The sequence below is a fragment of the Legionella stuttgartensis genome (assembly GCF_977063405.2).
In genome coordinates this window covers 393,028-418,547 of record NZ_CDRUHA020000082.1, presented here as the reverse complement: position 1 = coordinate 418,547, position 25,520 = coordinate 393,028, and the positions used below count along the sequence as shown (strand labels likewise).

Here is a 25,520-nt window from a genome sequence, read left to right as displayed (position 1 = left end):
TTGGTTTTAATTAATTTTTATAATGTTCTTTGAAATTAAACTGGTTAATGCAAGCTTACAGGCTTCTGCTAAAGCGGCATCCTTTCTGGATTCAACTACCATGGCATCTAATTTTTCTTGGTATAAAAGAAGAGCAGCCCTATTGTAATTAATAAAATCAGGGTTGTTCTTAGTAAATGATTGATACGCTTTTAGGCTTGTGGGATGTTTAGGGATCTGTTCCGCAGGATGATTAGGGTATTTTCTTGCGCAATAAACAGCAAATGCTTCATTCAGATAGCTTAATTTAAGGGTGTTTAGATCGGAAAAACTTTCATCTCTATGAAGCTGTTGGACTTTGGACCGAGAGCCTAATGTAGTATAAATGTCTTTATAGCTATTTCCCATTCCACACCTCATTCAAAAATACTTTTTATTTTTGCTGATATGTATTTTTTTATTCTCTTCTGGGGTGGAATTATTTTTTATCATATCGTATAAATATTATACCATAAAATTTTCCTGCTTATATTTTTATCGCTCTACTTTATTTGTGACTCACTGCACTATTTCTATGAATTGTTGCGGATTTTAACAATCGTTGATCAACTAATTACCATAATGGCAAGTAAATAATAACTATTTGATTTCATGCCAAAAAAGTCTTTGCGATTAAAAAAAAATGAGTTATAACTCTCTCTTACCTGAATCAAGGATTGACGGGTATTATCTAGGATTGTTCAGCATGATGCTGAACATTATTTTTTCATGGAGTGAGAAAATGAACAGTAAAGTATTTTCGCAACGCTTCAATCGCGAGTTGGCTTCATTGGACTTTCCAGAGGAATTAACCGAGAAAGTCAAAGCCGTAGCTAAAGTATTCGGTATTTCACGTCATTTAGCTAACTCTTTAATCTTTGGCCACATACTTCCAGCAGCAGAACAACTTAATAGGATCGCCGAGATTTTAGAAGTTTGTCCGAAATGGTTATGTGGGGCAACCGACCGAAAAAAAACTTATCAAGCTCGTGAAACTGCAGAATGATGTATAATAGTTAAAGTTGAGATAATTATTATATATTTGTAAAATGCTGTATCTGATCTTAAATTCGATTATTAGATACAGCATATGTATCTATTTTCATCATAGAAAATAGCTTTTATTCGCGGGTTACTACCATCATGGAATGCTTAAGTTTTTGTATTGCCAAATCAATTGATTTATCACGTGTCGACAGTCATTTTAAAAATGCTTCAACTGACTTTACCTCATTGAAAACTCGAGATGTTCTAAAGTTAAGTGCAAACCACAACAAAGACCATACAATATTCATTTTTAAAAATGGCACAGTGGTTTCATGGGGGATCAAACGTTATCAGATTAATGACTATCTAAACACCATTAAGCAGCTGATTGATAAACCGGTCACACTTTTGGTGCATGATGAATTTCATTATCAATTCAGTGATAAAACTACGATAGAACCACATGATTTTTTCGATGTGGACTGCCTGACTATAGAGGATGAGAGTGATGAACTCAAACTCAGTCTCTCTTACGGGTTTTCTCAATCCGTCAAATTACAATATTTTGAAACCATTATTGATGCGCTAATCGATAAATATAATCCTACGATTCAAACGCTTTCGCATACCGGTGAAATGGAAATTAGCCGTACTCAAATACAACAAATTATAGGGGAAATCCTTGGTGCTAAAAGTGAACTGAATTTAATTAGTAATTTCCTTTATCACCCTAAATATTTTTGGCAACATCCAACCTTAGAAGAACATTTTACCATGTTGGAACGTTACCTACATATTCAAAGACGCGTCAATGCGATTAATCATCGACTCGATACTCTAAATGAAATTTTTGATATGTTTAATGGTTACTTAGATAATCGACATGGCCATAACTTGGAGATTATCATTATCGTCTTAATTATTTTGGAAATTATTGTTGCGGTCTTAAACTTACATTTTTAATAAATTAGGCTGTAATTAGAGCAAATTAATCCAAAACAAGCTATTCTTTACAAAAATGAATAATAATTTATTATCAATTATGCTTAGTAAAACAAATCAACTTAATAAAGATCAGCTCAAAGATCTAGAATATTTAAAAACCGCATGCAAAAAAAATGACGGCAGTGTACCCAATTTATACACTCACTTGCTCATACAAAAAAGAAATTTACCTACGCTCGTGCTGAACTATGACAAAAAAAAATTAGTCGGCTTTCTGAGTGTTTTTTTCTTTTACGAAGATGCAGTTGAAGTTTCTCTACTTGTTCACCCAAATTATCGTCGGAAAGGCATAGCCAAAAAATTGCTTCACAATATATTACCGCTTGTGCAAGAACAAGGTTTTCAAAAATTGATTTTTTCTAATCCTGCTCATATAAATAGTCCGTGGTTAACTGAGCTTGGTTTTTCGTATCTGCATAGTGAATACTATATGGAGCGACATGATTTAAACCCATTACTGGATTACAAAAAAAATCTAACATACCGCACTGCAACAGAAAAAGATATTCCATTGCTTTGCGTCTTAGATGAAGCCTGTTTCTTCAAAACCCAAGCAGAATTAGTTCCTCGTTTTGAACACATTCTTAGTGATAGAACCTATCAAATAATACTGGCCTTTGAAGATAATCACCTTGTAGGAAAAGCACACATTCGCTGGGAAAACCATGGTGCAACGCTTTCTGATATTGCCGTTTTACCAATTCGCCAAGGTAAAGGATTGGGGACAGCCTTGATTTCTCATTGTATTAATTATGCTTTAAGCGAGGGGAAACCCGATCTGAATCTTGATGTAGAAACACACAATCAAAAAGCGCTTAATCTATATACCCGCCTAGGTTTTCTAACTCAAAATTCATGTGATTACTGGGAAATTAACCTCTTCGAATTGCAAAAACGAATTAAACCAAAAAACAAACATTGATATGTCTTCGCTACTCGAGGTACCTTTTATATCGATGTGGTGAGCAGAACTGAAACTCTGCTGTCCCAGAAAAACAGATTATATTGGCTGCGCTGAGTAATCATCACAACCATTAAGTTAATAAAACTGTCGTTCCCGCTGAAGGCGGGAATCCATTTCTCGAAAATCGCTCAATACTACAAAAAAAATCGATTCCCATCTTCGCGGGAACGACACTTAATGACAGTGTGAGTAACCATTTCCTTAAAATAAAACCTCTTCATATAGAGCTTGACAGAATTTAAACCCCGCCTTTAGTATTGTCCTAAAAAAGCCGTAACAACTTTTTTTCTCAAAATCGTTCGTTCAGCTTACATAAAAGACGTCTCACATTTAAAAAATTAAAAGGGATCATTGATGAAAAAAAGGGTTGTTATAACCGGCATGGAAATAACCTCTTCCATAGGAACAAGTTTAAACAAATTCTGGGAAGCGGCAAAACAAGGGCACTGTGGAATAAAACGCATTCAGAGCTATGATCCTTCCTTGTACCCAACACAAATAGCAGGGGAAATCACGGATTTTTCACTGGAGCATCTTCCGGAGCTTAATAAAAATAAACGTTATCCACGGGTCGCTCAATTCGCACTCTATTGTACACATAATGCCATAGAACAATCTGGACTTACTCCTCAGGAACTCAGCAAAACAGGGACTTTCATAGGAACTGGAATGGGTGGATATCCCGAATCAGAAAGCAGTTATAAATTTTTCTTTGATGATAATTGGAAAAAAATGCAACCTCTGACGGTTATTCGAGGAATGTCTAACTCCATTGCCAATTTTATTGCCATCGGATTTGGCCTGGGTGGACCCAATTCGACGATTTCGAATGCATGTGTTTCCTCGGCAGATGCCATAGGAACAGCTTACCAACAAATCGCTCATGGTCGACTTTCCACTGCTGTCTGTGGCGGTACAGAAGCACCTCTTTGGGAATCGATGATGTCTGCTTGGTGCAAATTAAAGGTGATGGCAACCAATAATGAGACACCAACAAAAGCCTGCCGTCCATTTGATCTGAATCGTGAGGGGATGGTGATGGCGGAAGGAGCCGGAATTTTAATTCTTGAAGAATTAAATCACGCCCGAGCACGAGGAGCCACTATTTTTGCGGAAATTATTGGTTTTGGGTCCAGCTGTGATGCATTTCATATTACCGCCCCCTCTTCAGAAGGACAGCAACGTGCGATTCAGGGGGCATTAGATGACGCTAAATTATCATCGCGAGATATCCAATATCTCAAAGCTCATGGTACCGGAACACCATTAAATGACAAAATTGAAACACAAACGATTAAATCAATATTTGGTGAACGAGCCTATGAAATCCCGGTCACCGCACAAAAATCAATGACTGGGCATGCCATAGGAGCCTCTGGGGTAATGGAAGTCATTTCCACATCACTGAGTCTACAGCATGATTTATTATTACCTACAATTAACTTGGAAACTCCAGATCCTGCCTGCGACTTGGATTATGTCCCTAATGAAGCACGGAAAAAAGCTATTGATATCGTACTATCTAATCATTTTGCCTTTGGAGGCGCCAACGTAGCCTTGATCCTACGCAGGTACATCAAATAGAGGCGTAGCCTGGGTGCTTGCAACTAAATTTTCTACACATCGCTGAAAAACCAGCCCATCTCTATTCCGACGTCCCGCGGCTTTGTCCGTGGGATCCAGAAGATCTACCCTAAAACACTGGACCCCGCGGACAAAGTCGCGGGGCGTAGACGCAGATGTGATCTAGAGGCCGCTGTTTGCAAAGAGGAATTCTTTACACCACAGCTACTTAAAACATATAACCCACACTGAACAATAATTCTGCAGTATATAAATGGGGCATACCGGGGCCTTGGTCTAAGGTCGCACCATCATCACCTAAATAATTTTTACCCCAATCTGCAAATTCAGCGCCTACACCTACTTGCCAGTTAGGGGTTAACATTTTTTGCACGCCTAACCCAACAGTATAGGAAAAAGCAACCGTACTGGCAGTGTCAAACCAGTAGGTAGGATACAGAACTGGATCGATTGTAGTAGGAAACCAATCATGAGCATGGTTCCAACCCACACCAAAACTACCACTTAAATAAGGCTGAACTGCTTGGAACCCGCAAGCAATAAGTTTCCCTTTAAACTCCGCCCGCACATGACTTACCTTATAGCTATAGGTATAAACATCGGGAACACCATCAACAGAAACTGTTCCTGAAAGACTCGCATCACTGGCTGCGGCCACCCCGAGTCCAAATTGAGCAATAACATTGCTTGCACCAATAAAATGCTGTAGTCCAAAAAACAATTCACCCGATCCTAACCAATCGGATTTCGAGTCAGCTAGATATAAGTTGTTCTGCGGGGGCGGAAAAGGATAAAGATATTGATCTTTCCCTGGATTAGACCACGCAGGTCCCCCACTTACGATAATGATTGAGGACCAAACCTGGGGTAACACTGGGGCATAAGGATCTACCATAGCAAATACATTTACGGTAAACAGCGCACAAAACCCTGAGGCTATTATTTTTTTCAACATACATGTCCTTTTGATTTTTAATCATGAAATCCTAAGCATTCAGGCTAATTTTATACAGTATTTGGACCTACTTTTCTATACTTCATATCACTACATTTTAACCGCGGCTGCCGGGCTTTGTTGCGCTTCAGAAAATGGTTCATAATCTTCATCCAATGAAGTCAAAATTGTAGTCACGGTGAAAGACAGCGAGCTCAGGTATCACCATATTTTATTCCAATTTAAAAAATGAAAGGGACTTAATAAAGACTCACTTTGTAGATGATTCTACGCAAAGCAATCAAGTCATTTAAAACATAGCAATGGAGGTTTCTTGAGTATATAATCAGCTATTTTATAAAAAAAGGCTTACAAATGAGTTATTCACTACGTGATGTCGCAAATAAGGTACAAGGGGTAGTCATAGGTGATGACTCAATAAAAATCTCTTTCTTATCTCCTATTGATGAAATTAAACCTGGAAGCTTAGTGTTCGCTGACAGTAATGAAAATATAAAATTGGCAGAGGCCTCACCAGCAGCTGCTATATTAGTCAATGAACAAATCACTACCTCTCAAAAACCATTAATACAAGTAAAGCATCCATTCAAAGCCTTTATTACTCTGATGAATCACTTTAATCCGCCCCAAACAGTCGTTCCTAGCATTCACCCCACTGCAGTTATCGGCGAAGGAGTGCAATTAGGGAAGGAAGTATTTATAGGGCCCTATGTGGTCATCGAATCAGGTAGCGTTATTGGGGATCATTGTATTTTAAAAAGCCATATTCATATTGGTCGTGAGGTGACTCTCGGTGCTCACACCACCATTCATTCTCATGTCACTGTGTATGATTCGTGTCAAATTGGCTCCCGAGTCATAATTCATGCATCTACTGTTATTGGCTCTGATGGTTTTGGTTACACCTTTGTTGATGGCAAACACCTCAAAGTACCTCATGTTGGGCGAGTCATTATTAAAGACGATGTAGAAATAGGAGCAAATACCGCCATAGATCGCGCCACCATGGGGGCGACTGTTATTGGCGAGGGGACCAAAATTGATAACCTGGTCCAGATAGCGCATTCTGTTAAATTGGGTAAACATAACATTTTATGTGGTTTCACTGGCATAGCAGGAAGTACGACTTCCGGAAATCACGTAATTTTTGCGGCGAATGTTGGGGTTAGCGATCATGTACGTATTGATGACGGGGTGGTATTAGGTGCTCGTACAGGGGTACCACCGAACAAACATTTGAAAGAAGGAAATGTTTATTTAGGCAATCCAGCTCGCCCTAAAGATATTGCCATTCAACATGAGTTAGGTGTCAATCGAATCCCTTTGATACGTAAAAACATTAAAGCACTTTCGGAACAAGTTGAATCATTGAAGAAGCAACTAGCCAAAGCAGAGGCAGAGTAACTATGACATCCCCCTTGATTCTTATTGATGGCTCATCCTATTTCTTTCGCGCCTTCCACGCGCTACCGCCTTTAACTAATTCAAAAGGCCAACCCACAGGTGCCATCTATGGGGTAGCTAATATGATTAAAAAGCTCATTAAAGACTATCAACCAGAAGAATTAGCAGTAGTCTTTGATGCCAAGGGAAAAACATTCCGAGATGAATGGTATCCAGAATACAAAGCGCATAGACCGCCTATGCCCCAAGAGTTAAGCTCTCAATTTGCGCCCTTGATCCAGATACTGGAAGCGATGGGACTTCCCATATTGATTATCGAAGGCGTTGAAGCCGATGATGTAATAGGGACTTTGGCAAGGCAGGCGACCGAACAAGGAATTTCTGTGGTCATTTCGACTGGCGATAAAGATATGGCTCAGCTCGTTAATGAACATATTACATTAATCAATACTATGAGTAATACCATCATGGGTATTGATGGGGTCAAAGAAAAATTTGGGATAGTACCAGAGCAAATGATTGATTATCTTACACTTATTGGCGACAGTGTGGATAACATTCCAGGGATAACCAAATGTGGACCTAAAACCGCAGTCAAATGGCTTACCGAATATCAAACTCTGGATAATCTCCTTCAACATGCAGCTGAAATTAGTGGCAAAATTGGTGAGTACTTACGTGCAGGCATACCTCAACTGCCATTATCCAAAAAATTGGTGACGATTAAAACAGATGTTGATTTACCTCTAAGCTGGGGGGAGTTAAAACCTAAGCCAATGAATAAAGAACAACTCATTGAGTTAACCCGTCAATTTGAGTTTAAAAACTGGCTGAAAGATCTTTTAGGAGAAGAAGGAAGTACATCCTCAAAACCTAGTACATTCAACATTCCCTTCGAATTAATTACCACCAATCACCAATTAAATCATTTACTCAATCAACTGGAACAATGCCAAGCATTTTGCATTGATACAGAAACAACCAGCATTGAGATTATGCTTGCAGAAATCGTCGGAATTTCTTTAGCGATTGAAGAAGGAAAAGCCGTATATATTCCATTTACGCATACAGATGGAACGACCCAATTAATTCGTGAAGAAGTATTAACTGCATTAAAACCTATCTTAGAAAATCCCAAAATTAAAAAAATCGGCCAAAACCTCAAATATGATTATTCCGTATTGAAAAATCATGGCATCAGCCTTCAAGGCATCTGTTATGACACCATGTTAGAATCTTATGTGCTTAATAGCGGTGCCGGGCGTCATGACATGGATTCAATGGCCTTAAAATATCTAGGACATAAAGCCATTAGTTATGAAGAAGTTGCGGGAAAAGGAGTAAAACAACTGCGTTTTGATCAAATTCCGGTGGATAAAGCAGCAGCTTATGCCGCTGAAGATGCAGAGATTACGCTGCAACTTCACAATAAACTGTTCCCTTTGCTCCCTGAATCAGTGCAAAAAGTATTCAATGATATAGAAATGCCATTAGTTACGGTGCTTGCTGATATGGAGCGACTTGGAGTGCTGATTGACTCCGTAACTTTGGAGAAGCATGGAAACCGTTTAAAAGAGCGCATTAATGCGCTAGAGCAAGAAGCATTACAATTGGCAGGCAAACCTTTTAATCTGAATTCTCCCAAACAATTACAAGAGATCCTCTTTGATTCACACAAACTACCAGTGATCGCAAAAACACCAACCGGACAACCTTCCACAGCAGAGTCTGTACTGCAAGAACTCGCTTATGATTACCGTCTTGCGGCAGTAATTCTCGAATACCGCAGTCTAACGAAACTAGTTTCTACATATATTGATACCCTACCTAAAAAAATTAATCCGCAGACGCACCGAGTACATACAACGTACAACCAGGCAGTCGCTGCCACAGGCCGACTCTCTTCAAGCGAGCCCAATTTGCAAAATATTCCAATTCGAAGTGAGGAAGGCCGGCTCATTCGTACTGCATTTATAGCACCTGAAAACTGCATCATTCTTGCAGCAGATTACTCGCAAATCGAATTACGAATCATGGCTCATTTATCACAAGATGAAAATCTATTAAAAGCCTTTGCTCACGGTTGGGATATTCATGCAGCAACAGCCAGCGAAATTTTTCAAACACCCTTAAATGAAGTCAGCAGTGAGCAACGCCGTCGCGCCAAAGCAGTCAATTTTGGTTTGATTTATGGAATGTCTGCTTTTGGTTTGGCTAAACAAATCGGGGTGGAACGTCAGGATGCACAATATTACATTGACACCTATTTCCAGCGCTATCCTAAAGTTTTGGAATACATGAATCGCACCCGACAGCAAGCTCATCATCTAGGTTATGTAGAAACCTTGTTTGGTAGACGTTTGTATTTACCCGAAATAAATGCACGCAACATGATACGCCAAAAGGCAGCAGAGCGAACAGCAATCAATGCACCGATGCAGGGTACTGCTGCAGACATCATTAAAAAAGCGATGATATCTATTGCTAAATGGCAAAATGAGCAAAAAAATCCACCCGCCAAGATGATTATGCAAGTACATGATGAATTGGTTTTTGAAGTAAATGCCCAAGAGATTGAGTCAAGCAAAAAGATAATTCGAGAATTAATGGAGCATACAGTGGAACTTTCCATTCCGCTGGTAGTCTCTATTGGTACAGGCGCTAATTGGGATGCAGCTCATTAATAATGTTTTGTTATGCGATGAAGCAGCGTGGTTGTGCGGTATGTGAAGCATTAGCGCTTCATTTTATACATGATGGGTTGCCCAATAAATATTCAAGGCGTCACCATATTCAAGAGGTTTAATAATTTGTCCTCTAACATTTAAGTCCTTGATCGCAAGCTTATCCTCTTTTGTATAAGCATTAGTCAAAATAAATACTTCGGTAAAAGCTAATGAAGGATCTTTACGGATAATTTTCAGCAAATCGATCCCATTCATTTTAGGGACATTAATATCAAGGAGAATAACTTTCGGATGAATTTTTGCTTGTCCATCCCGCCCGAATAATTTATTTAATGCTTCTTCACCATTTGAAGCCACCTCAATAGCGCACGACTCTTTAACTTTTTTAAATACACGTTTTACACCCTCGACATCAACAATATCATCCTCAATATACAAAATATCAACGATGTTTCCTTTGGATTCCATAGTCATTCTCCTGCCGCGATGGTGTTCTTTAAATGGCTCAAAATCACGGTTATTAGGAATTAGTTTTCTAAAAGAGACTTATCCTAATTATATTGATTCATACTTTGATTATAGTATCAATAAAAGATCATTATGTGAAATAGTTAACTTTATTGCCTATAATCTATATTACACGGTCATAGGGAATAAAAATTATGTATCAATTGGACAAATCCATTAATTTTATGCTTGTGGATGACGATGAAATTGATATCAAAGATATGCAAAGAACATTTAAAAAAAATAAAATCAATAATCCACTGCATGTGGCTACTAATGGGATAGATGCCTTAAACAAATTATTAGGCATTAATGGAGAAAAGAAACTAACACCAACCCCAAAAATAATTCTCTTAGACATCAATATGCCTAAAATGAATGGTATCGAGTTTATGAAAACTCTTCGAACCAATAAACAATTAAAATCTCTATTGATTTTTATTCTTACTACTTCAAATAGTGAAAAAGATAAAATAGATGCATACAACTTGAATGCGGCTGGCTATATTGTCAAACCATTTCAAATTTCAGACTTTATGGAAGTAATTTCATCCTTACATCACTATTGGAATCTGCTTGAGTTCCCTAACAAAAAAGAGGATTAGTAGCCATTACTATCCGCTAAACGATATTAATGAGGGTTCAAATCTTGTTTGCTGATTTGCTTAGGCCAGGTAAATGACATCGAAGTTCCATGTCCAACCCGAGATTGAACCATAACTCGCCCCCCCTGAGCTTCAACAATTTTTTTCACTATACTCAGGCCAACACCTGTAGACTCCAATTCATCTCTTGATTTAAGCGTTTGAAAAACCATAAAAATTTTGTCAAAAAACTCGGAGGGAATTCCCGGTCCATCATCATGAATCGTAAACGTATAAAAGGCACCTGATGTTTCAATCTCAATTGTAATCGTACCTTTTTTTCGATGGTGGTGTTTTATGCAATTGCCCAGCAAATTAGATAATACCTGCATCAATGGAATTTTAGCTGTTTTAAAAATCGGCAGATGTTTTGGATAATGTATTTCAAATCGGCCTTCTTGATTAAGGCTCTCAATAATTTCCTTCAAAATTTCTTTGGTATTTACAAGCTCAAGATTCAAATCTAATCGACCAGCTCGTGAATATTGTAATATTCCATCGATTAAATTGGCCAAACGCAACGTACGTTGCCGTAATAATGCCAAATGATCTTTCGATTTATCATCTAACTTATCAATATTATCTTCTTCAATCCAGGTCGCTAAACGTTCGATTGCCCGCAAAGGAGCCTTTAAATCATGTGATGCAATATAAGCAAATTGTTCTAACTCTTCATTCGTCTTTATCAATTGATTTTCAATTTTCTTTGCTTCAGTAATGTCTTTGGAAATCATAACGAACCCAATGGGGCGGCCTTCATTATCCCGACGCAATGCTAAGGTGACCGAGGCAATAAAAGTTGACCCATCTTTGCGAATGCGTTCAAACTCCTTATCTGCCTTCCCCTCTCGCAATGTTTTTTGCATAAACTCCTGAGCAGCTCCGGATTTAATATCTTCGGGATTATAGAGGTCCAAAATATTCTTCTTGTTTACCATTTCTGTAGCATGGTATCCGTAATTACGATAAGCTCCTTCGTTCCAGACAATTATTTTTCCATCCAAATCTGTTCCTACAATTGAATACTCAATTGAGCTTTCTAGAATATTTTGCAGAATACTTTTTGCATAAAATGCTTCTTCTGTCTTAATAGGTTGTACCTCCAAATCAAGTATGCTCTCCTTTATTGGTGCATGCTTTTTGTTTTGGTGATTTTTAGCCTTGTTAAATTGCTGGCCTAAGGAACTGAGATCATTATCCATTTCTTTTTTACGAATTCTTTTTGTTTTATGTATTTTTTTTGGTGGATGATCCGAAGGCCTCTGCATTCGTTCATAATCCATCATTTGCGATTTCCTTAAAAAAAAAGATCTATTTACTTGTCCTGTAAACAGTATATATTTACAATTATAGCGCGTATTTCAGGTCTTTGCTGACAATACCTAAGAGAAGTTCAGAACAACATATGTAAGCCTAAATGCAGTCTAGTTGATAGCCAGCCAGTCTTTTAGCATGAGAGGCATGTGAGAACGCTTGCTGTTTTTTTCCAATTGACTCATCAAAATAATAAGCCCAAGTTTTTTGAATACATTCCGGACTTATGGTTTTAGTCCAAGTATTATATTCATTAACTAACCGATTATATTGAATAAAAATCTTAGCAAAAGATCCGTGCATAAATTCAGAATCTGACCATGCGATAAGAGGAAGATGAGGGTATTTTTGAAGTATTACCGCTGCAAGTTGAGGGCCATGAGTAGAGGACTCATCAATCAAATTCAACTCACCATCAATAATAACCAGATCTGGTGCATGTGTATCTATAAAAGACAAAGCATCTTGGCTGTTGCTTACGACATCTATTGATATTGGAGTAATCACTGACTCCATGAGTCGAGATAAGCAAAATGCATTAAAAACGCTGTCTTCGATAATTAATACACGCATAGCATCCGGGCTCCCTTTTAGTTCAGGATTAAGTATAAAGATCAAACCTTAAGGAAGAATTAAGAAATTATTTTTTGAACTGATTTATTTTCTTGTCTATATAAGTAGATTTCACGCGCCACTATATAATTACCCACATCGTTCATAGTTGAGGGAGAAAGCAACTCATGCTGGATATTAAAACTGAAGTACTTAAGGCAGAACAGAGAATTCGTTCCTATATTCGTGAAACTCCTTTGGATTTCTCTGTTCCACTTAGTAAATTAACCCGGGTAAACCTTCATTTAAAATGTGAGAATTTACAGCATACAGGTTCATTCAAAGTACGCGGCGCATTTAATGCTTTATTGTCTTTAAAAACAGAGCAGCAAAATGGGATTATCGCGGCATCTACCGGAAACCATGGGGCAGCAATTGCCTATGGATTGCATCAGCTCAATCGCCAAGGAATTATTTTTGTTCCCGAAAATGTATCTCCCGTAAAAAAGGAAAATATAGGTTTTTATAATGCGTCTCTTAAACTCTATGGGAACGATTGTGTAGAAACTGAGTTACACGCAATAGACTATGCAAAACAACAGGGCATGGTTTATGTGTCTCCCTATAACAATACTCAAGTAGTTGCGGGTCAGGGCACCATTGCTGTAGAGCTGATGCGCCAACTAAATTCCATTGATGTAGTTTTTATACCCGTTGGCGGAGGCGGATTAATTGGGGGAATTGCCGGATACATGAAAGCCGTTTCTCCAAAAACCAAAATTATAGGGTGTTTACCAGAAAACTCTCCAGTTATGTCTGAGTCAATAAAGGCAGGGAAAATTATTTCCATGGAAACCTTGCCAACCCTTTCAGATGCTACAGCTGGGGGGATTGAGCCTGACTCAATTACTTTGGACCTGTGTCGCGATTATGTGGATGATTTTGTTTTAGTTTCCGAAAATGAAATTCAATCGGCACTCCTTACAATCATAAAAACACAACATTTATTAATTGAAGGTGCTGCAGGAGTTGCTCTGGCTTCATTTTTAAAATGCGCCAAAGATTATCCAGGAAAAAATGCCGTGGTGGTTTTAAGTGGAGGAAATATTAGCCTGGAAACATTAAGAAAAGTAATTCGGTAGTTGATAAATACTCCGTTTCCATTTGGCAAGGCACTCATCATCCCACAGATAAACACTGCAAGATGATGAGTATTTAAAACTTAATGGCCACCGCCTCCTTCTCCGCCATAACCTTTTTCATTACTTGATGAAATGGGTTGATCGGGTTCACTTGTATTGCAGGAACTGAGGAATACAGTAACACCCACCAAACAACATACAAAAATCACTCTTTTCAATAGGTTAATTGTTGACATGGCTTTCCTTATAATTATTTATTCCATAAGTTGTCTATAGGTCTAAAATCCTACTTAGAGGATTTAATTCATGCCTCAATATGATCTTAGTTGTCATTATTATAATCTGCAATGATCTCCTCAATTACACTCCAAGATTTCGTAATATCCAAAGGATTCGTACCTGGTAATGCGGCACATACAATCAATGCTTTCCACAAGGCCCATCCCCGAGCGCGCGCCCATGTGGCTTTATCAAGTTGAAGAGTCCTACGAAACACATCCCGACTTTGTGCTTTTAAAAATGTCCAAGCAAGTACCAAATCACATGCTGGATCACCGATAGCCAATTGACCAAAATCAATTACTGCACGAAGACATCCTTCTTGAATCAATAAATTGCCCACAGCAATATCACCATGAACCCAAACAGGATGTTTTTGCCAGGGCTCAGCGAGCGCCTCGGACCATATTGAAGATAGAGTTGCTGTATCGGTTTGTTTCGCCAAAATTTTGATTGCCTCTTGTACTTCAGCATCATAAGTTATCAGTGGGCCTCCACGATAGAAACTGTGCTCGCCAGCTAATGGTCCTCCTGTCGTATCAATTGCTTGTAATTCCAATAAAAATTTTGCAAGATCCGCGGCAAATAGGCTCTGATCGTTAACGCGTTCAATGGATGCTGTTTGCCCTTCAATCCATCGATAAACTGACCATTGCCAAAGATAGCCCTCTGCCGGCTCTCCTTTCGCTATAGGTGTTGGAATTTGCAACGTTAGATGAGGAGCAAGGTAGGGAAGCCAATGCTGTTCTTTTTCTACTTGGAGCGCATAAAATGTATCACTTGGAAGGCGAACGGTCATTTCATCGCCTAGATGAAAGGTTCTATTATCCCAACCACTAAATTCTACGGGTTTGATAGGTAAATTAGCCCATTGTGGAAATTGTGAATCAATCAATCTTCGTACAAGTGAAACATCAATTTGTACCATCATTATTACCTCAAACAGTTGTTGTCTCCTAGCCACGAGTAGAAAATCTTGCTGAAAAATCAAATGCGTACAGGTTGAATTGGTTTTAGAAAAACGCAGCACAGATTAATGGAACTAAGTTAAAAGTATTTTTTATATTTCCTCTCTGCCTACGTCCGCGACTTGTTCGCGGGATCCAGCTACGAAGCCAGCACTCTTTGGTTTCCGCGAACAAGTCGCTGAACGTAGGCTCTAAGAGAATAAGCTTAACTTAGTGCCATTACAGCATAGCTGCCATGTGAGCATTTCTTAGAACCATTTTAACTCAAGATCAACCAAAGATGCCTACACTTCGACATCATGCGCCAGGAGACGTCTGTTCGCACGAAAATAAGTTACAGGAGAGTACTCTAATAAATCCGATAGTTTTTCCATATAAATACATGCAAAACGGTCCACTTGATAGGCAAAATAACTTTCCTCGGCACCCGCGCGAAAAATACGTTCCCATTTTGGATTAAAATAGCTTTGTTGCTCTTTTAACAATTTGGTAAGCTGTGCGTCAATTCTGCTGATTTGTGCTTGCAACTCCTGTATTTCATTGCTGTATTGCTTTGAGTCTTCATCAACCATTTTAGTGTACAACTTGACGTATTGTTTTTCTAAATCTTTTTTGACGTCCATTGCCTTGCTGATTTCTTTCTCTATGGGCATGGCTCGTGCTTGCGCCGCTATTTCATCTCCAAGCTCTTCGACAACTAAAGCAGTGCGCCAATTACAATCTTTTTTCAACCTTAAGATATCCCCATAAATGTGATCGCCAATATACAGAATCTCATCACCACGGACATGTAGATCTTCGGTAAATTTTTTGGCATTACCTCCTTGGTACACGCCTGGCACTATTGGACCTACTGTATTAGTCATTGTACCCACAGCTGGATGAATTGATAAAAAACGAAGATTATCGTAAAAAAAGCGGGGTTTATTGGCTAAGGTAATGACAAATTCAAATAAATTGATCCAACTCTCACCTTTCTTTAGAAAAGGATTAATTGCGTATTCCAGCAATAGCTTGGTATAAGAAAAATCAGAGTTGGTGAGAATAAATATTTTTTTACCATGATGGATGAAGTGCTTCAGCCCATCAACCAGCGCGCGTTCTTTAATTACATATGTTGGTAAATTTTTACTGATGATTGTTTTTAAGCTACCATCAGAATGGACCTTATCTACACAAAATTGTACATCCTGCGCTATGGTTTGATAACTAGGAATTTCCTCAGGATATAGAGTATCTTTCAAGTGAACCAATTGACCATATAAAACGCAAAAGGCAATGGAAAAAGAGGTATCAATAGCCATATAATTCGGATCACTCAAATCCACATAGATACTTCGATAAATTTGTTGTTGTTCTACATAATCGATAGGTTTCGTGCCGTGATAACTCTGCCGAATTGCACCATAACGACTGAGCTTTAAAATATTGCCATTTTTTCTATCAATAACCAAACCACGAATGGCATCATGATAATTAAAATTTAATTTTTTAATTTGCTCAGGATAATGCTTTACTTCTACCAACTGCTCTTTAACAAGTTGATAAACCAGCGACTCAAAATTTTCAGAATTATAACGAATCAAGGTATGGTCCATGTCCAGACCAATTAACTTGATTTTTTTCATATTTAAAATTCGGTTTACGTAAACTTTATGTTCGTTCATTAGCCTAAAACCTATTTAGTTATAAAGTACTCAGCGTAACGTAGTGTTAGTACCTTAAGTTAATACTATTATCTTATATTCCGCCTCACAATTTGTTCGCAGCTTACCCGCGGGATCCGGTGATATTACGGGACTCTGAGTTCCGCGGACAAGCTGCGGAACGTAGAGATACTTAGTTTCTTAACTTTATGGTATTGAACAATACCAAAACCTCAGAACTTGTCTTAAGAGACTCTCATATTTTTTTCCCTACGTACCGCGCTTTATGCGCGGTATCCAAGTATTATCCTGTGAAAAAGGTAGAGTGGCTCATTAAAACATTTCCCTGGATTGTCTATTTCACACGCTTCACACCATCTTGAGAAGCCAATAAAATTATATCCGCTGTCCGATGTGCAAAAATCCCGTTTTCCACCACTCCAGTTATTCGATTGATGCGTTCTTCCATATCCATAGGTTCATTGATGGTTAAATTAAACAAGTCCAGAATAATATTACCATTATCGGTAACAAATCCTTCTCTATATTCGGGATCACCACCCAATTGAACTAATTGACGCGCAACCAGACTTCTTGCCATAGGAAGCACTTCAACAGCTACAGGGAAATTTCCCAAATGCTTCACAAGCTTTGAGTTGTCGACGATGCAAATAAACTTTTCTGCTACTTGGGCTACTATTTTTTCGCGCGTATGTGCACCACCGCCACCCTTAATCATTTCGCCATGCTCAGTCACTTCATCGGCCCCATCAATATAAATGGGTAAATCCTGTACTGAGTTTAAATCAATAACAGGAAGACCTTCTTTTCGTAATAACGCTTCTGTTGCTTTGGAACTTGACACACACGCATCAATTCGGTGTTTTATAGTAGCAAGCTCTTTAATAAAGAAATTCACTGTAGATCCTGTACCTACACCAACCACCATATCATCTTCAATGTATTGCAGCGCGGCTTTTGCCGCTTTCATTTTCAATTCACTCATTAGGAACCGCTCCCTTTTCTTTGCCTTATAATTTCATATAAAGAAACACCAGTGGCTACAGAAACGTTTAAACTTGTTACACTGCCTGACATAGGCAAAGAAAATAAACCATCACAATGTTCACGGGTCAGGCGACGCAGCCCTTCACCTTCAGCACCCATCACAATAGCAACATCACCAGTGCAATCTATTTGATATAGAGAACTGGTTGCCTCGCCAGCTGCACCATAAATCCAAACCCCATTCTCCTTTAAAAGCTTCATGCTTCGTACTAAATTGGTCACTCTCACCAAAGGTACTGATTCCGCTGCACCACAGGCGACTTTGCTCACTACAGGAGTAATACTGGCGCTTTTATCTTTAGGAATTACCACAAAATCAACACCCGTTGCATCTGCGGTGCGCAAACAGGCTCCTAAATTATGAGGATCGGTCACTCCATCTAGAATAAGAATCAATGTAGGCTGTTTACTCGATTCCAATAATGCAAGCAAATGAGACTCATTATAATCAGGCAACGATGAAGCGCTTGCAACGACTCCTTGATGGGTAAAGTCTGGGAAACGCTGGTTCATTTTTTGGGTGCTTAACTTTTCAATATGGATATGCGCTTGTAAAGCTTTATCAATGATGCCCTGCAATCGTGTGTCTACTCGGTCTTCACTTATATAGAGTTTCTTAGTCACTCGATGCGGATTGGTTAACAAAGCAGAAACCGCATGAACCCCATAAACATACTGCTCACTCATGACTTACTGCTTCCTCTACCGGCTCAAAATCAATTTTACGCTCATCCAGATCAACGCGGGCCACTAAAACAGTCATCTTGTCTCCCAAGCGATATACCTGTCCTCCTCGTGTCCCAATCAAACGATGTTTTACAGAGTCAAAATTATAATAATCATTCTTTAATGAAGTGACGTGGACTAAACCTTCGACGTAAATTTCATCAAGTTCGACAAAAATTCCAAAACTCGTCACTGCAGAAATTCGCCCTTTGAATACTTGCCCTAATTTATCTTGCATGTACTCACATTTTAACCAAGCCACGACTTCTCTTGTAGCTTCATCTGCACGACGCTCGGTCATCGATGAATGTTTACCCAATCGATTCATGTCTTCATGGGTATAACTAAATTCATAAACCGGATTATCGTCTAACAAATGACCAATTGCACGATGGATCAATAAATCCGGATAGCGTCTGATGGGCGAAGTAAAATGAGTGTACGCAGAATAAGCGAGACCAAAGTGCCCTTCATTCGCTTCAACATAGTGCGCTTGTTTTAAAGAACGGAGCATTACTGTTTCAATCAAATGTTGGTCGGGCCGTCCTTCTATAGAATTCATAGTACGCTGAAAATCTTTGGGCCCGGGTCTCTTACCCCCACCCAATTGCAATCCTAACTCACCTAAAAACTGCCTTAATGCCGTAACTTTATCCTCTTCAGGAGCAGCATGCACTCGATAAAGAGTAGGAATCTGCGCTTTTTCCAAAAATCGTGCCGTAGCCACATTGGCAGCCAACATACACTCTTCAATCAATTTATGAGCATCATTGCGAATCACTGGTATGATGCATTGAATTTTTTTATGTTCATCAAACTCTATTCGCGTCTCAGTTGTTTCGAAATCCATTGCCCCGCGAAGTTTCCGGGTTACCAATAAAACTTGATACAAATCATAAAGAGCTTGCAAAGTAGGCCATAAAGAACCATGTTGTTCGTCTGTGGCGCCCTGCTCAAGCCAAGAACCAACCTGAGTATAGGTCAATCGAGCATGGGAATGAATCACTGCGCGATAAAAACGGGAACGTGAAATCTTTCCTTCGTTGCTAATAGACATTTCAGCAACCATACACAGCCGGTCGACATGAGGATTTAACGAACATACACCATTGGATAAAGCTTCAGGTAACATGGGAATTACTTTCCCAGGAAAGTAAACCGAATTACCACGGCGTGCGGCCTCTTTATCCAACGCGGAATCTTGCATTACGTAATTACTGACATCTGCTATCGCAACATATAATTGGAAACCGCCTTTTGGCTTTTTGTAACAATAAACTGCATCATCAAAATCTTTGGCATCTTCACCGTCAATCGTAACAAAAGGAAGGCTGCGAAGATCGGTACGCCCCTTAATTTGTTCCTCACCCACATGGAGTGGAATTTTTGCTACTTCAATGCTCACATCCTCTGGCCACTCAAAAGGTATTCCGTGTGCATAAAGTGCAACTTGAATTTCCATGCCTGGCGCCATATGCTCACCAAGCACATGAACCACTTTACCTATGGCTTGTGTTCGCTTACTGGGGAAGGAGATTAATTCAACTAAAACGATTTGACCATTTTTGGCACCATTCACCATTTCTTGTGGAATAGAAATATCCTGAGTCAAATGTTTGCTATCTGGCAAGACAAAACTAACTCCATGATCGGTAAAAAACCGTCCCACCACGGAGGCATTCGCATGCTCAATTACTTCATGAATTTTTGCCTCGGGTCTTCCGCGTCGGTCCACACCCACCTGATAGGCCAGAACCACATCTCCATGCATCACCCCCCGCATTTCTTTAGCGGATAAAAACATATCTTCTGAACCATCACCAGGGATAAAAAAGCCAAAACCATCTGGATGTCCTTGAACAGTACCACGAGATAAATTAATGCGTTGCATCAGACAAAAGCGGTTACGGCGGTCTTGCATAATTTGGCCATCGCGCAACATAGCTTTTAGTCTAAACCCCATAGACTCTTGTTTTCGCTCATCGCTTATCTTTAATTTGTCAAATAATTGATTGCGCGACATCGGCTTCCCGTATTCATTGAGAATTTCCATAATGAATTCGCGACTGGGGACAGGATCGGTATATTTTTCACTTTCCCGTTTATAAAAGGGATCTTTTGATTTTTTGCTCACCGCTTATCCTGTTTGTATTTAGTTGTTATCATTTAAGTTACATATCTTTTGCCCAGTTCTACCACTTATCTATAAAAGTAGCAAGATAAGTAGTCAACCGCCAGTTAATCTCGCTTCACTAATTTTTAGTGAATAGTACTGAATGTATATCTATTTTCTATATCTGCTTGAACTTCTTTTGCAGAGAGCGTTGTATGAATCAATGCACCAATTAATATCTTCTGCTTCATCTCGTCACTCATTGAGAAATCACGAGATAATACAGAATAAACATTACGTATTAACTGGATTTTTTTTTCCTTATCCTCTGTTACCTTATTTTCTGTTGGATCTGTTTTTTTATCAAATAACTTCATGTACATCATAAATCCTTAAAATTAAATTTCTTTGTCCAAATTTTGATTGATGAAATAACGTTCTCTTGCTTACTTAGAGCTCTTAGATACCGGAATCACAAAACCACGAGCACCTACCGCAGCCTTTAGGGCAGATAATGACATATCTTCTGCTGCCCAAAACGTACTGTCTTGTCCGTTAGCGGGAGTTTTCACCCCAATCCATTTGCATACCGCGATGAGACCTTCACAAGGAACTTGTTGTTCATGGCCAGGCTTCGATTCAATGCAATTTAAAGCAAATGGGCCTTTATTCAAAGCTAATGCAGACCAATTTCCACCTTGTAATCGGGTTGTCCAACCTGCGCTAGCGCTTGGCTCGGTAACGGGATGGGTAATCCATAAATCGGCAGAAGTGAGATTATGAATAAAAACGAGGCTGCTCCTTTTAGCTTGTAGGGTCACTGACTCACCTTGAACAGCAACAGCCTGACATCCAACAGGCAAGGTTGATTCAGCAGCAACACAAAAAGATACCAGTGAACAACAAAGAAAAGCGAAAACTTTCATTACTTTCTCCCAAAAAAGAAAAATCTGATGATTCAAATCATGAAGGCAGCTTGCAAGGATAAAATTATATAGTTAGGCTATATTACTTGTCAGCCTTACTTGCTAAAATCATTCTAACTTTCGCCTGACAATCTAATTAATATGCATATCTGGGTAGATGCCGATGCGTGCCCTAAAATAATTAAAGAGATCTTATTTCGCGCCGCAGTCCGTACAAAAACACGACTCACCTTGGTGGCTAATTCCTTTATTAATTATCCTCCCTCGCCTTTTATCGATGCAGTACAAGTCGTGAAAGGCTTTGATAGTGCCGACCATTATATCACAACTCATTTGAAACCTTTTGATTTAGTTATTACCGCAGATATCCCTCTGGCTGCAGATGTTATTGCTAAAAAAGGATTAGCAATTAATCCACGCGGAGAAGAATATACTGAAAACAATATCAAACAACGTTTAAATTTAAGGAATATACACGAACAATTACGCGCTACGGGTCATTATTCGGGGGGGCCAGCTGCATTAAGCATTAAGGAAAAAACTGCATTTGCCAATGCCTTAGATCGATGCTTAGCCAAGAAAATATAAAAATTTGACAAATAATTCCCAGCAACCTAGATTTTAAATATGCTCAAGATGGAATGGTACAACTGCATGAAGCTGGTTCGACATATTCTATTTTTTATTCTGTTAGTGGGTACTACGCTCGCTTATAGCAACATCATTATCGTAGGGGTTTCCAAATCAGCACCGCCTTTTTCTGCAGTGGATGGCAGCAATCACTATTTTGGTTTTTGCATCGATCTTATGAATGAAATGTGTAACCGTCTCCATATTACCTGTGAATACAAAGCTGTCACCATGAAAAACCAAATGGATGAACTAAATGCAGGAAACATTGATGTTACGTTCCCGCCAAGTCCCATACCATCAGCTCTATCCCCAAGTTATGTTTACAGTTTGCCCTATATGACAAGTGATGGACAATTTTTAACGATGTCCTCAACTATAAAAACCATTGCTGATCTTAAAAACAAAAAAATTGGCACTCTAGAAGCAAGCCACCTTGATGATACCCTTGCACTGTATACCAGCAAAGATAATATAAAATCATATCCAAAAATTTCTTTAATGATTACAGCATTGCTTAGTAATAATGTCGATGCAATTGTGTTGAACGTCAATATCTTTAAATATCTTACCCTCAATAAAGTGATTAACTTTCAAACTGTAGGTAAACCTATTGTTCTGGGAAATGGATATGGAATCCTCGCACTCCCCAAAAACACTGCACTCATTAATGGAATCAACAAAGTTTTATTACAAATGGAAAATGATGGTACTTATGAAACCATTTATAATAAATACTTTGGCTCCAATTTGTAGCGTTATGCAGTATAGGTTAAACTGGCACCTCTTTTCAAAGAGACAGGATAAAACATGTCAGATCGTATTAATAGCGCAGAAATCATCAGTCTACATAAAAACTGCATCATTCAATGGAAAGCCTCGGGTATTGTGCATCAACACCAGGAATTTTATCGCTTAGTTGAAGAAAATCATGCCTTTAACTATCAACTCTGGCACGCAGAAGATAGAGCACGTCGTGACGATCAAGGATATGAATTTGTCTACCAAGCAAAGCGAGAAATTGACCGCTTCAATCAATTGCGTAATAACCGTATGGAAGCAATGGATGAATGGCTGTTTAAGAAATTACAACCAGCCAATTATAATGCATGTCCAGTGAACTCTGAATCACCGGGAATGATTATCGATAGGCTTTCTATTTTATCTTTGAAATCTTATCACATGGGTCTACAAACCAAGCGCGAAGACGTCTCGGACGAGCATCGAAACAATTGTGCCGATAAATTACTAATTATTAATCAGCAATTAGAACAATTAACTCAGTGCTTTAACGAATTGCTTGAAGAAGTACAGATGAAAAAACGTACGTTCAGAATCTATCATCAATTTAAAATGTATAATGATCCTACTCTAAACCCCCAAATATACTCCCAGGAGAAGAAGAAGGATGGTGCTGACTTAAGTTAGTGTCGCTCCTTGAATGAGGCAGCGTGGCGGCTGGTGAGGTTTTTTTATGATAAAAGAAATTCAAAAAGGAAGAACCGTTTTTCGGCTGGGAATCAGAGGCTTTGCGTTTCGGACGCTCACTTGATTCCCGTAAAGACCGGGTTTTTATTTCCTCCATCGACACACCAGCACAGTCAGTTCCTTTAGTTTTAGTGGAACTAGCTTGGTCTTGAAGACGCCCCAAACCTTTTGCTAGAGCCCGAAGGCCTAGAACTAATGAAAATAAGACCCCACTTACGATTGCGAATTCACCCATTATAGGGATATCGTGATAATGCCCATCAGAATCTGCCTCTTGAGCAAAGGTCATTGCAAAATTGAAGAAATTATTTCCCTTGGATAGACCGGAAGCAAAAGAGCGGAACACTTCAAACCACTCCTGGAAAAAAGTCTGTGGTGAAGGATCCAGTTTAAGACCATCCTTTAATGAGGTCGCAAAAGGTTCTGCATCTAAAACATCAGCATCTATGTTGGTCTCGATACGTTTCCTCATATCCATGATTTGCGTATAAGGACGTTCTTTTTTGCTCGCTTCTTCGCGTCGCTGCATGTGTTGATAATGAGCATTCAGCGTGTATGCGGCCAACCCTATCATTAGCACCAGGCCAGAAACGATAATTACTGCCAATAAAGCCGGAGGAAAGCTACCTGCTGTGATTAAAGAAAGCGAGGCGGCTGTAAATATGATACTGGTCAACACACCGTAAGCAAATAAGCCATACTTCATACCTAACAGGCCAGCTGTTGCATAACTGTAGGTTAATTGATCTTGTAATAATTGACGCTCTTCTTCAAAATTATCAATTAAGCGACAAATCTCCCGTTTCAATGCCCTGATTTCTTCTAGGTCATTATTTTGGGTGCTCTTATGCGCTTGTAACTCAAGCAATTTAGCATAGGTCAACTCCAATTCTTTAGTGGTCAATGCCAACTTACACCGGGTTTGGGTAACTTCCAAACGTAACTGAAAATCATATTCTTCATAAATTCGTGAAATGACACAGGATAGAGTGTAAAAAACGCCAATAATTGACAGAGCAAGAAGAAGAGGTGGCGAAAGAACCGAAAGACTTACTACACCAATATAAAGATATAACCCATCAAGCAATCCCCCAGTCGCTACTGCTAAATAAGCATAAGCGCGAGTATCATTATCCTGATATTCTATTCTTGATAAATAGGAATTACGGTCTAACGGAGTTATGGAGCTTAATTGTTGGATTTGCAATAAAAGCTCTTTATTCTTATCCATTTGTATTTTACGCTGCTCAACCATGCTGCGTATCCAAAGACGATTAGCGGCAGCAAATATGCCTAAAACTAATCCTACGGGGATCACCATATATTTAAGGTCCATCCCACTAATTAAGCTTAAAACTTGTACAGTACTTCGCCATCCTTTATAAGCATTCTTTAGGCCTTTCATCAGGTCACGAAAATAGGGCCAGGCAGATGCTATGAATTTCTTTACAGAATCTTTTTTCTCTTTATCATAAACACTTGCTAAAAAGGAAAACGAAACTAAAAATATCGCTTCTGCAGCAACCGCGGCGATTCCCTCAGGAGAGGTCAGTACTTTGTGTATTAAGTCAGGATCAGTCTTGGAAAAAAATACTTCAAAAAAGTATTTAAACATACTGTAAGAGGAGCTTAGGGAATCCATAATGGCATAAGCATGATAAATATAACGATCTTTATCGAGCTTTTGAGCGAGAAGTCTACTTTGCGCGTCAATACGACCGGCGATTGCCAAGAGGAAAACGAGGTCTTCCGATTTTAACTGTGAATTTTCTTCGCCCTTAACAGTCATTCTTACACACAGAAATGGCCACCAGTTTGGATGGGCGGATTATATTGATTGTTGCTCTCGATGTCAATAATCGTTTCATCATGAGCTAAAAAAATACAATTTTCAGGCAGTTAATCATGATATC

General features: G+C 38.9%; 25 protein-coding genes. 11 read left to right on the top strand and 14 right to left on the bottom strand.

What is annotated here, in order from left to right; all coding sequences use genetic code 11:
- Positions 1-6 precede the first annotated feature (6 nt).
- Positions 7-387, bottom strand: coding sequence for a hypothetical protein (locus ACWTEW_RS29735; RefSeq protein ID WP_454781628.1), 381 nt, complete (start codon positions 385-387; stop codon positions 7-9).
- 373 nt (positions 388-760) lie between these two features.
- On the opposite strand from ACWTEW_RS29735, the gene ACWTEW_RS29730 reads away from it, so the two are divergent.
- From ACWTEW_RS29730 to ACWTEW_RS29715, 4 genes are all read left to right on the top strand, one after another.
- A complete protein-coding gene (locus tag ACWTEW_RS29730) occupies positions 761-1,024 on the top strand; it encodes a hypothetical protein (protein WP_454781627.1) in 264 nt (87 codons plus the stop codon).
- Positions 1,025-1,161: 137 nt separating this feature from the next.
- Positions 1,162-1,968 carry an RMD1 family protein gene (locus ACWTEW_RS29725; protein ID WP_454781626.1) on the top strand — a complete coding sequence of 269 codons (807 nt, stop codon included), beginning with the start codon at positions 1,162-1,164 and terminating at the stop codon, positions 1,966-1,968.
- 79 nt (positions 1,969-2,047) lie between these two features.
- The gene (locus ACWTEW_RS29720; RefSeq protein ID WP_454781625.1) at positions 2,048-2,932 is read left to right on the top strand and encodes a GNAT family N-acetyltransferase; all 885 of its coding nucleotides are present in this window, start codon (positions 2,048-2,050) and stop codon (positions 2,930-2,932) included.
- 396 nt (positions 2,933-3,328) lie between these two features.
- Positions 3,329-4,558 carry a beta-ketoacyl-[acyl-carrier-protein] synthase family protein gene (locus ACWTEW_RS29715; RefSeq protein ID WP_454781624.1) on the top strand — a complete coding sequence of 410 codons (1,230 nt, stop codon included), beginning with the start codon at positions 3,329-3,331 and terminating at the stop codon, positions 4,556-4,558.
- A 208-nt stretch (positions 4,559-4,766) separates the two neighbouring features.
- On the opposite strand, the gene ACWTEW_RS29710 is transcribed toward ACWTEW_RS29715, so the two are convergent.
- Positions 4,767-5,513 (bottom strand): outer membrane protein, encoded by a 747-nt coding sequence (locus tag ACWTEW_RS29710; protein ID WP_454781623.1) that lies wholly within the window; start codon positions 5,511-5,513, stop codon positions 4,767-4,769.
- 354 nt (positions 5,514-5,867) lie between these two features.
- Between ACWTEW_RS29710 and lpxD the strand changes: the two genes are divergently transcribed.
- Together lpxD and polA are read left to right on the top strand one after the other, a co-directional pair.
- Complete coding sequence (gene lpxD, locus ACWTEW_RS29705) at positions 5,868-6,917, top strand: UDP-3-O-(3-hydroxymyristoyl)glucosamine N-acyltransferase (protein ID WP_454781622.1); 1,050 nt, start codon at positions 5,868-5,870, stop codon at positions 6,915-6,917.
- Positions 6,918-6,919: 2 nt separating this feature from the next.
- The gene (gene polA / locus ACWTEW_RS29700; protein WP_454781621.1) at positions 6,920-9,601 is read left to right on the top strand and encodes a DNA polymerase I; all 2,682 of its coding nucleotides are present in this window, start codon (positions 6,920-6,922) and stop codon (positions 9,599-9,601) included.
- A gap of 63 nt (positions 9,602-9,664) precedes the next feature.
- Here polA and ACWTEW_RS29695 read toward each other — a convergent pair whose 3' ends face one another.
- A complete protein-coding gene (locus ACWTEW_RS29695) occupies positions 9,665-10,072 on the bottom strand; it encodes a response regulator (RefSeq protein WP_454781620.1) in 408 nt (135 codons plus the stop codon).
- A gap of 194 nt (positions 10,073-10,266) precedes the next feature.
- Here ACWTEW_RS29695 and ACWTEW_RS29690 point away from each other — a divergent pair, with 194 nt between their 5' ends.
- Entirely contained in the window at positions 10,267-10,716 is a 450-nt protein-coding gene (locus tag ACWTEW_RS29690) for a response regulator (RefSeq protein WP_454781619.1), read from the top strand.
- Between the two features lie 26 nt (positions 10,717-10,742).
- Here the strand turns inward: ACWTEW_RS29690 and ACWTEW_RS29685 are convergent, their stop codons facing one another.
- Both ACWTEW_RS29685 and ACWTEW_RS29680 read right to left on the bottom strand, forming a co-directional pair.
- On the bottom strand, positions 10,743-12,041 hold the full coding sequence (locus tag ACWTEW_RS29685; RefSeq protein WP_454781618.1) for a sensor histidine kinase: 1,299 nt from the start codon (positions 12,039-12,041) through the stop codon (positions 10,743-10,745).
- 127 nt (positions 12,042-12,168) lie between these two features.
- Complete coding sequence (locus tag ACWTEW_RS29680; protein ID WP_454781617.1) at positions 12,169-12,642, bottom strand: response regulator; 474 nt, start codon at positions 12,640-12,642, stop codon at positions 12,169-12,171.
- A gap of 167 nt (positions 12,643-12,809) precedes the next feature.
- Here ACWTEW_RS29680 and ACWTEW_RS29675 point away from each other — a divergent pair, with 167 nt between their 5' ends.
- Positions 12,810-13,763: a threonine/serine dehydratase gene (locus ACWTEW_RS29675; protein ID WP_454781616.1), complete on the top strand. Its 954-nt coding sequence runs from the start codon at positions 12,810-12,812 to the stop codon at positions 13,761-13,763.
- An 80-nt stretch (positions 13,764-13,843) separates the two neighbouring features.
- Here ACWTEW_RS29675 and ACWTEW_RS29670 read toward each other — a convergent pair whose 3' ends face one another.
- The 8 genes from ACWTEW_RS29670 to ACWTEW_RS29635 form a co-directional block, all read right to left on the bottom strand.
- Positions 13,844-13,999, bottom strand: coding sequence for a hypothetical protein (locus ACWTEW_RS29670; RefSeq protein ID WP_454781615.1), 156 nt, complete (start codon positions 13,997-13,999; stop codon positions 13,844-13,846).
- Between the two features lie 86 nt (positions 14,000-14,085).
- Complete coding sequence (locus tag ACWTEW_RS29665; RefSeq protein ID WP_454781614.1) at positions 14,086-14,973, bottom strand: aminoglycoside phosphotransferase family protein; 888 nt, start codon at positions 14,971-14,973, stop codon at positions 14,086-14,088.
- 321 nt (positions 14,974-15,294) lie between these two features.
- Positions 15,295-16,677 (bottom strand): HAD-IG family 5'-nucleotidase, encoded by a 1,383-nt coding sequence (locus ACWTEW_RS29660; RefSeq protein WP_454781613.1) that lies wholly within the window; start codon positions 16,675-16,677, stop codon positions 15,295-15,297.
- Positions 16,678-17,011: 334 nt separating this feature from the next.
- Positions 17,012-17,662, bottom strand: a complete 651-nt coding sequence (gene rpiA / locus ACWTEW_RS29655) for a ribose-5-phosphate isomerase RpiA (protein ID WP_454781612.1) — start codon at positions 17,660-17,662, stop codon at positions 17,012-17,014.
- Positions 17,662-18,411, bottom strand: a complete 750-nt coding sequence (rlmB, locus tag ACWTEW_RS29650) for a 23S rRNA (guanosine(2251)-2'-O)-methyltransferase RlmB (RefSeq protein WP_454781611.1) — start codon at positions 18,409-18,411, stop codon at positions 17,662-17,664. Before rlmB ends, rpiA begins: the two co-directional genes overlap by 1 nt.
- Positions 18,404-20,584: a ribonuclease R gene (gene rnr, locus ACWTEW_RS29645; protein ID WP_454781610.1), complete on the bottom strand. Its 2,181-nt coding sequence runs from the start codon at positions 20,582-20,584 to the stop codon at positions 18,404-18,406. The genes rlmB and rnr overlap by 8 nt, the downstream gene beginning before the upstream one ends.
- Before the next feature lie 125 nt (positions 20,585-20,709).
- The gene (locus ACWTEW_RS29640; RefSeq protein WP_454781609.1) at positions 20,710-20,949 is read right to left on the bottom strand and encodes a hypothetical protein; all 240 of its coding nucleotides are present in this window, start codon (positions 20,947-20,949) and stop codon (positions 20,710-20,712) included.
- 60 nt (positions 20,950-21,009) lie between these two features.
- Positions 21,010-21,489: a hypothetical protein gene (locus tag ACWTEW_RS29635; protein ID WP_454781608.1), complete on the bottom strand. Its 480-nt coding sequence runs from the start codon at positions 21,487-21,489 to the stop codon at positions 21,010-21,012.
- A 141-nt stretch (positions 21,490-21,630) separates the two neighbouring features.
- Between ACWTEW_RS29635 and ACWTEW_RS29630 the strand changes: the two genes are divergently transcribed.
- From ACWTEW_RS29630 to ACWTEW_RS29620, 3 genes are all read left to right on the top strand, one after another.
- Entirely contained in the window at positions 21,631-22,077 is a 447-nt protein-coding gene (locus tag ACWTEW_RS29630; protein WP_454781607.1) for a YaiI/YqxD family protein, read from the top strand.
- A 66-nt stretch (positions 22,078-22,143) separates the two neighbouring features.
- Entirely contained in the window at positions 22,144-22,875 is a 732-nt protein-coding gene (locus ACWTEW_RS29625) for a transporter substrate-binding domain-containing protein (protein WP_454781606.1), read from the top strand.
- Positions 22,876-22,929: 54 nt separating this feature from the next.
- Positions 22,930-23,547, top strand: coding sequence for a DUF4254 domain-containing protein (locus ACWTEW_RS29620; RefSeq protein WP_454781605.1), 618 nt, complete (start codon positions 22,930-22,932; stop codon positions 23,545-23,547).
- Here ACWTEW_RS29620 and ACWTEW_RS29615 read toward each other — a convergent pair.
- On the bottom strand, positions 23,486-25,396 hold the full coding sequence (locus ACWTEW_RS29615; RefSeq protein ID WP_454781604.1) for a hypothetical protein: 1,911 nt from the start codon (positions 25,394-25,396) through the stop codon (positions 23,486-23,488). The genes ACWTEW_RS29620 and ACWTEW_RS29615 overlap by 62 nt on opposite strands.
- Between the last annotated feature and the right edge of the window lie 124 nt (positions 25,397-25,520).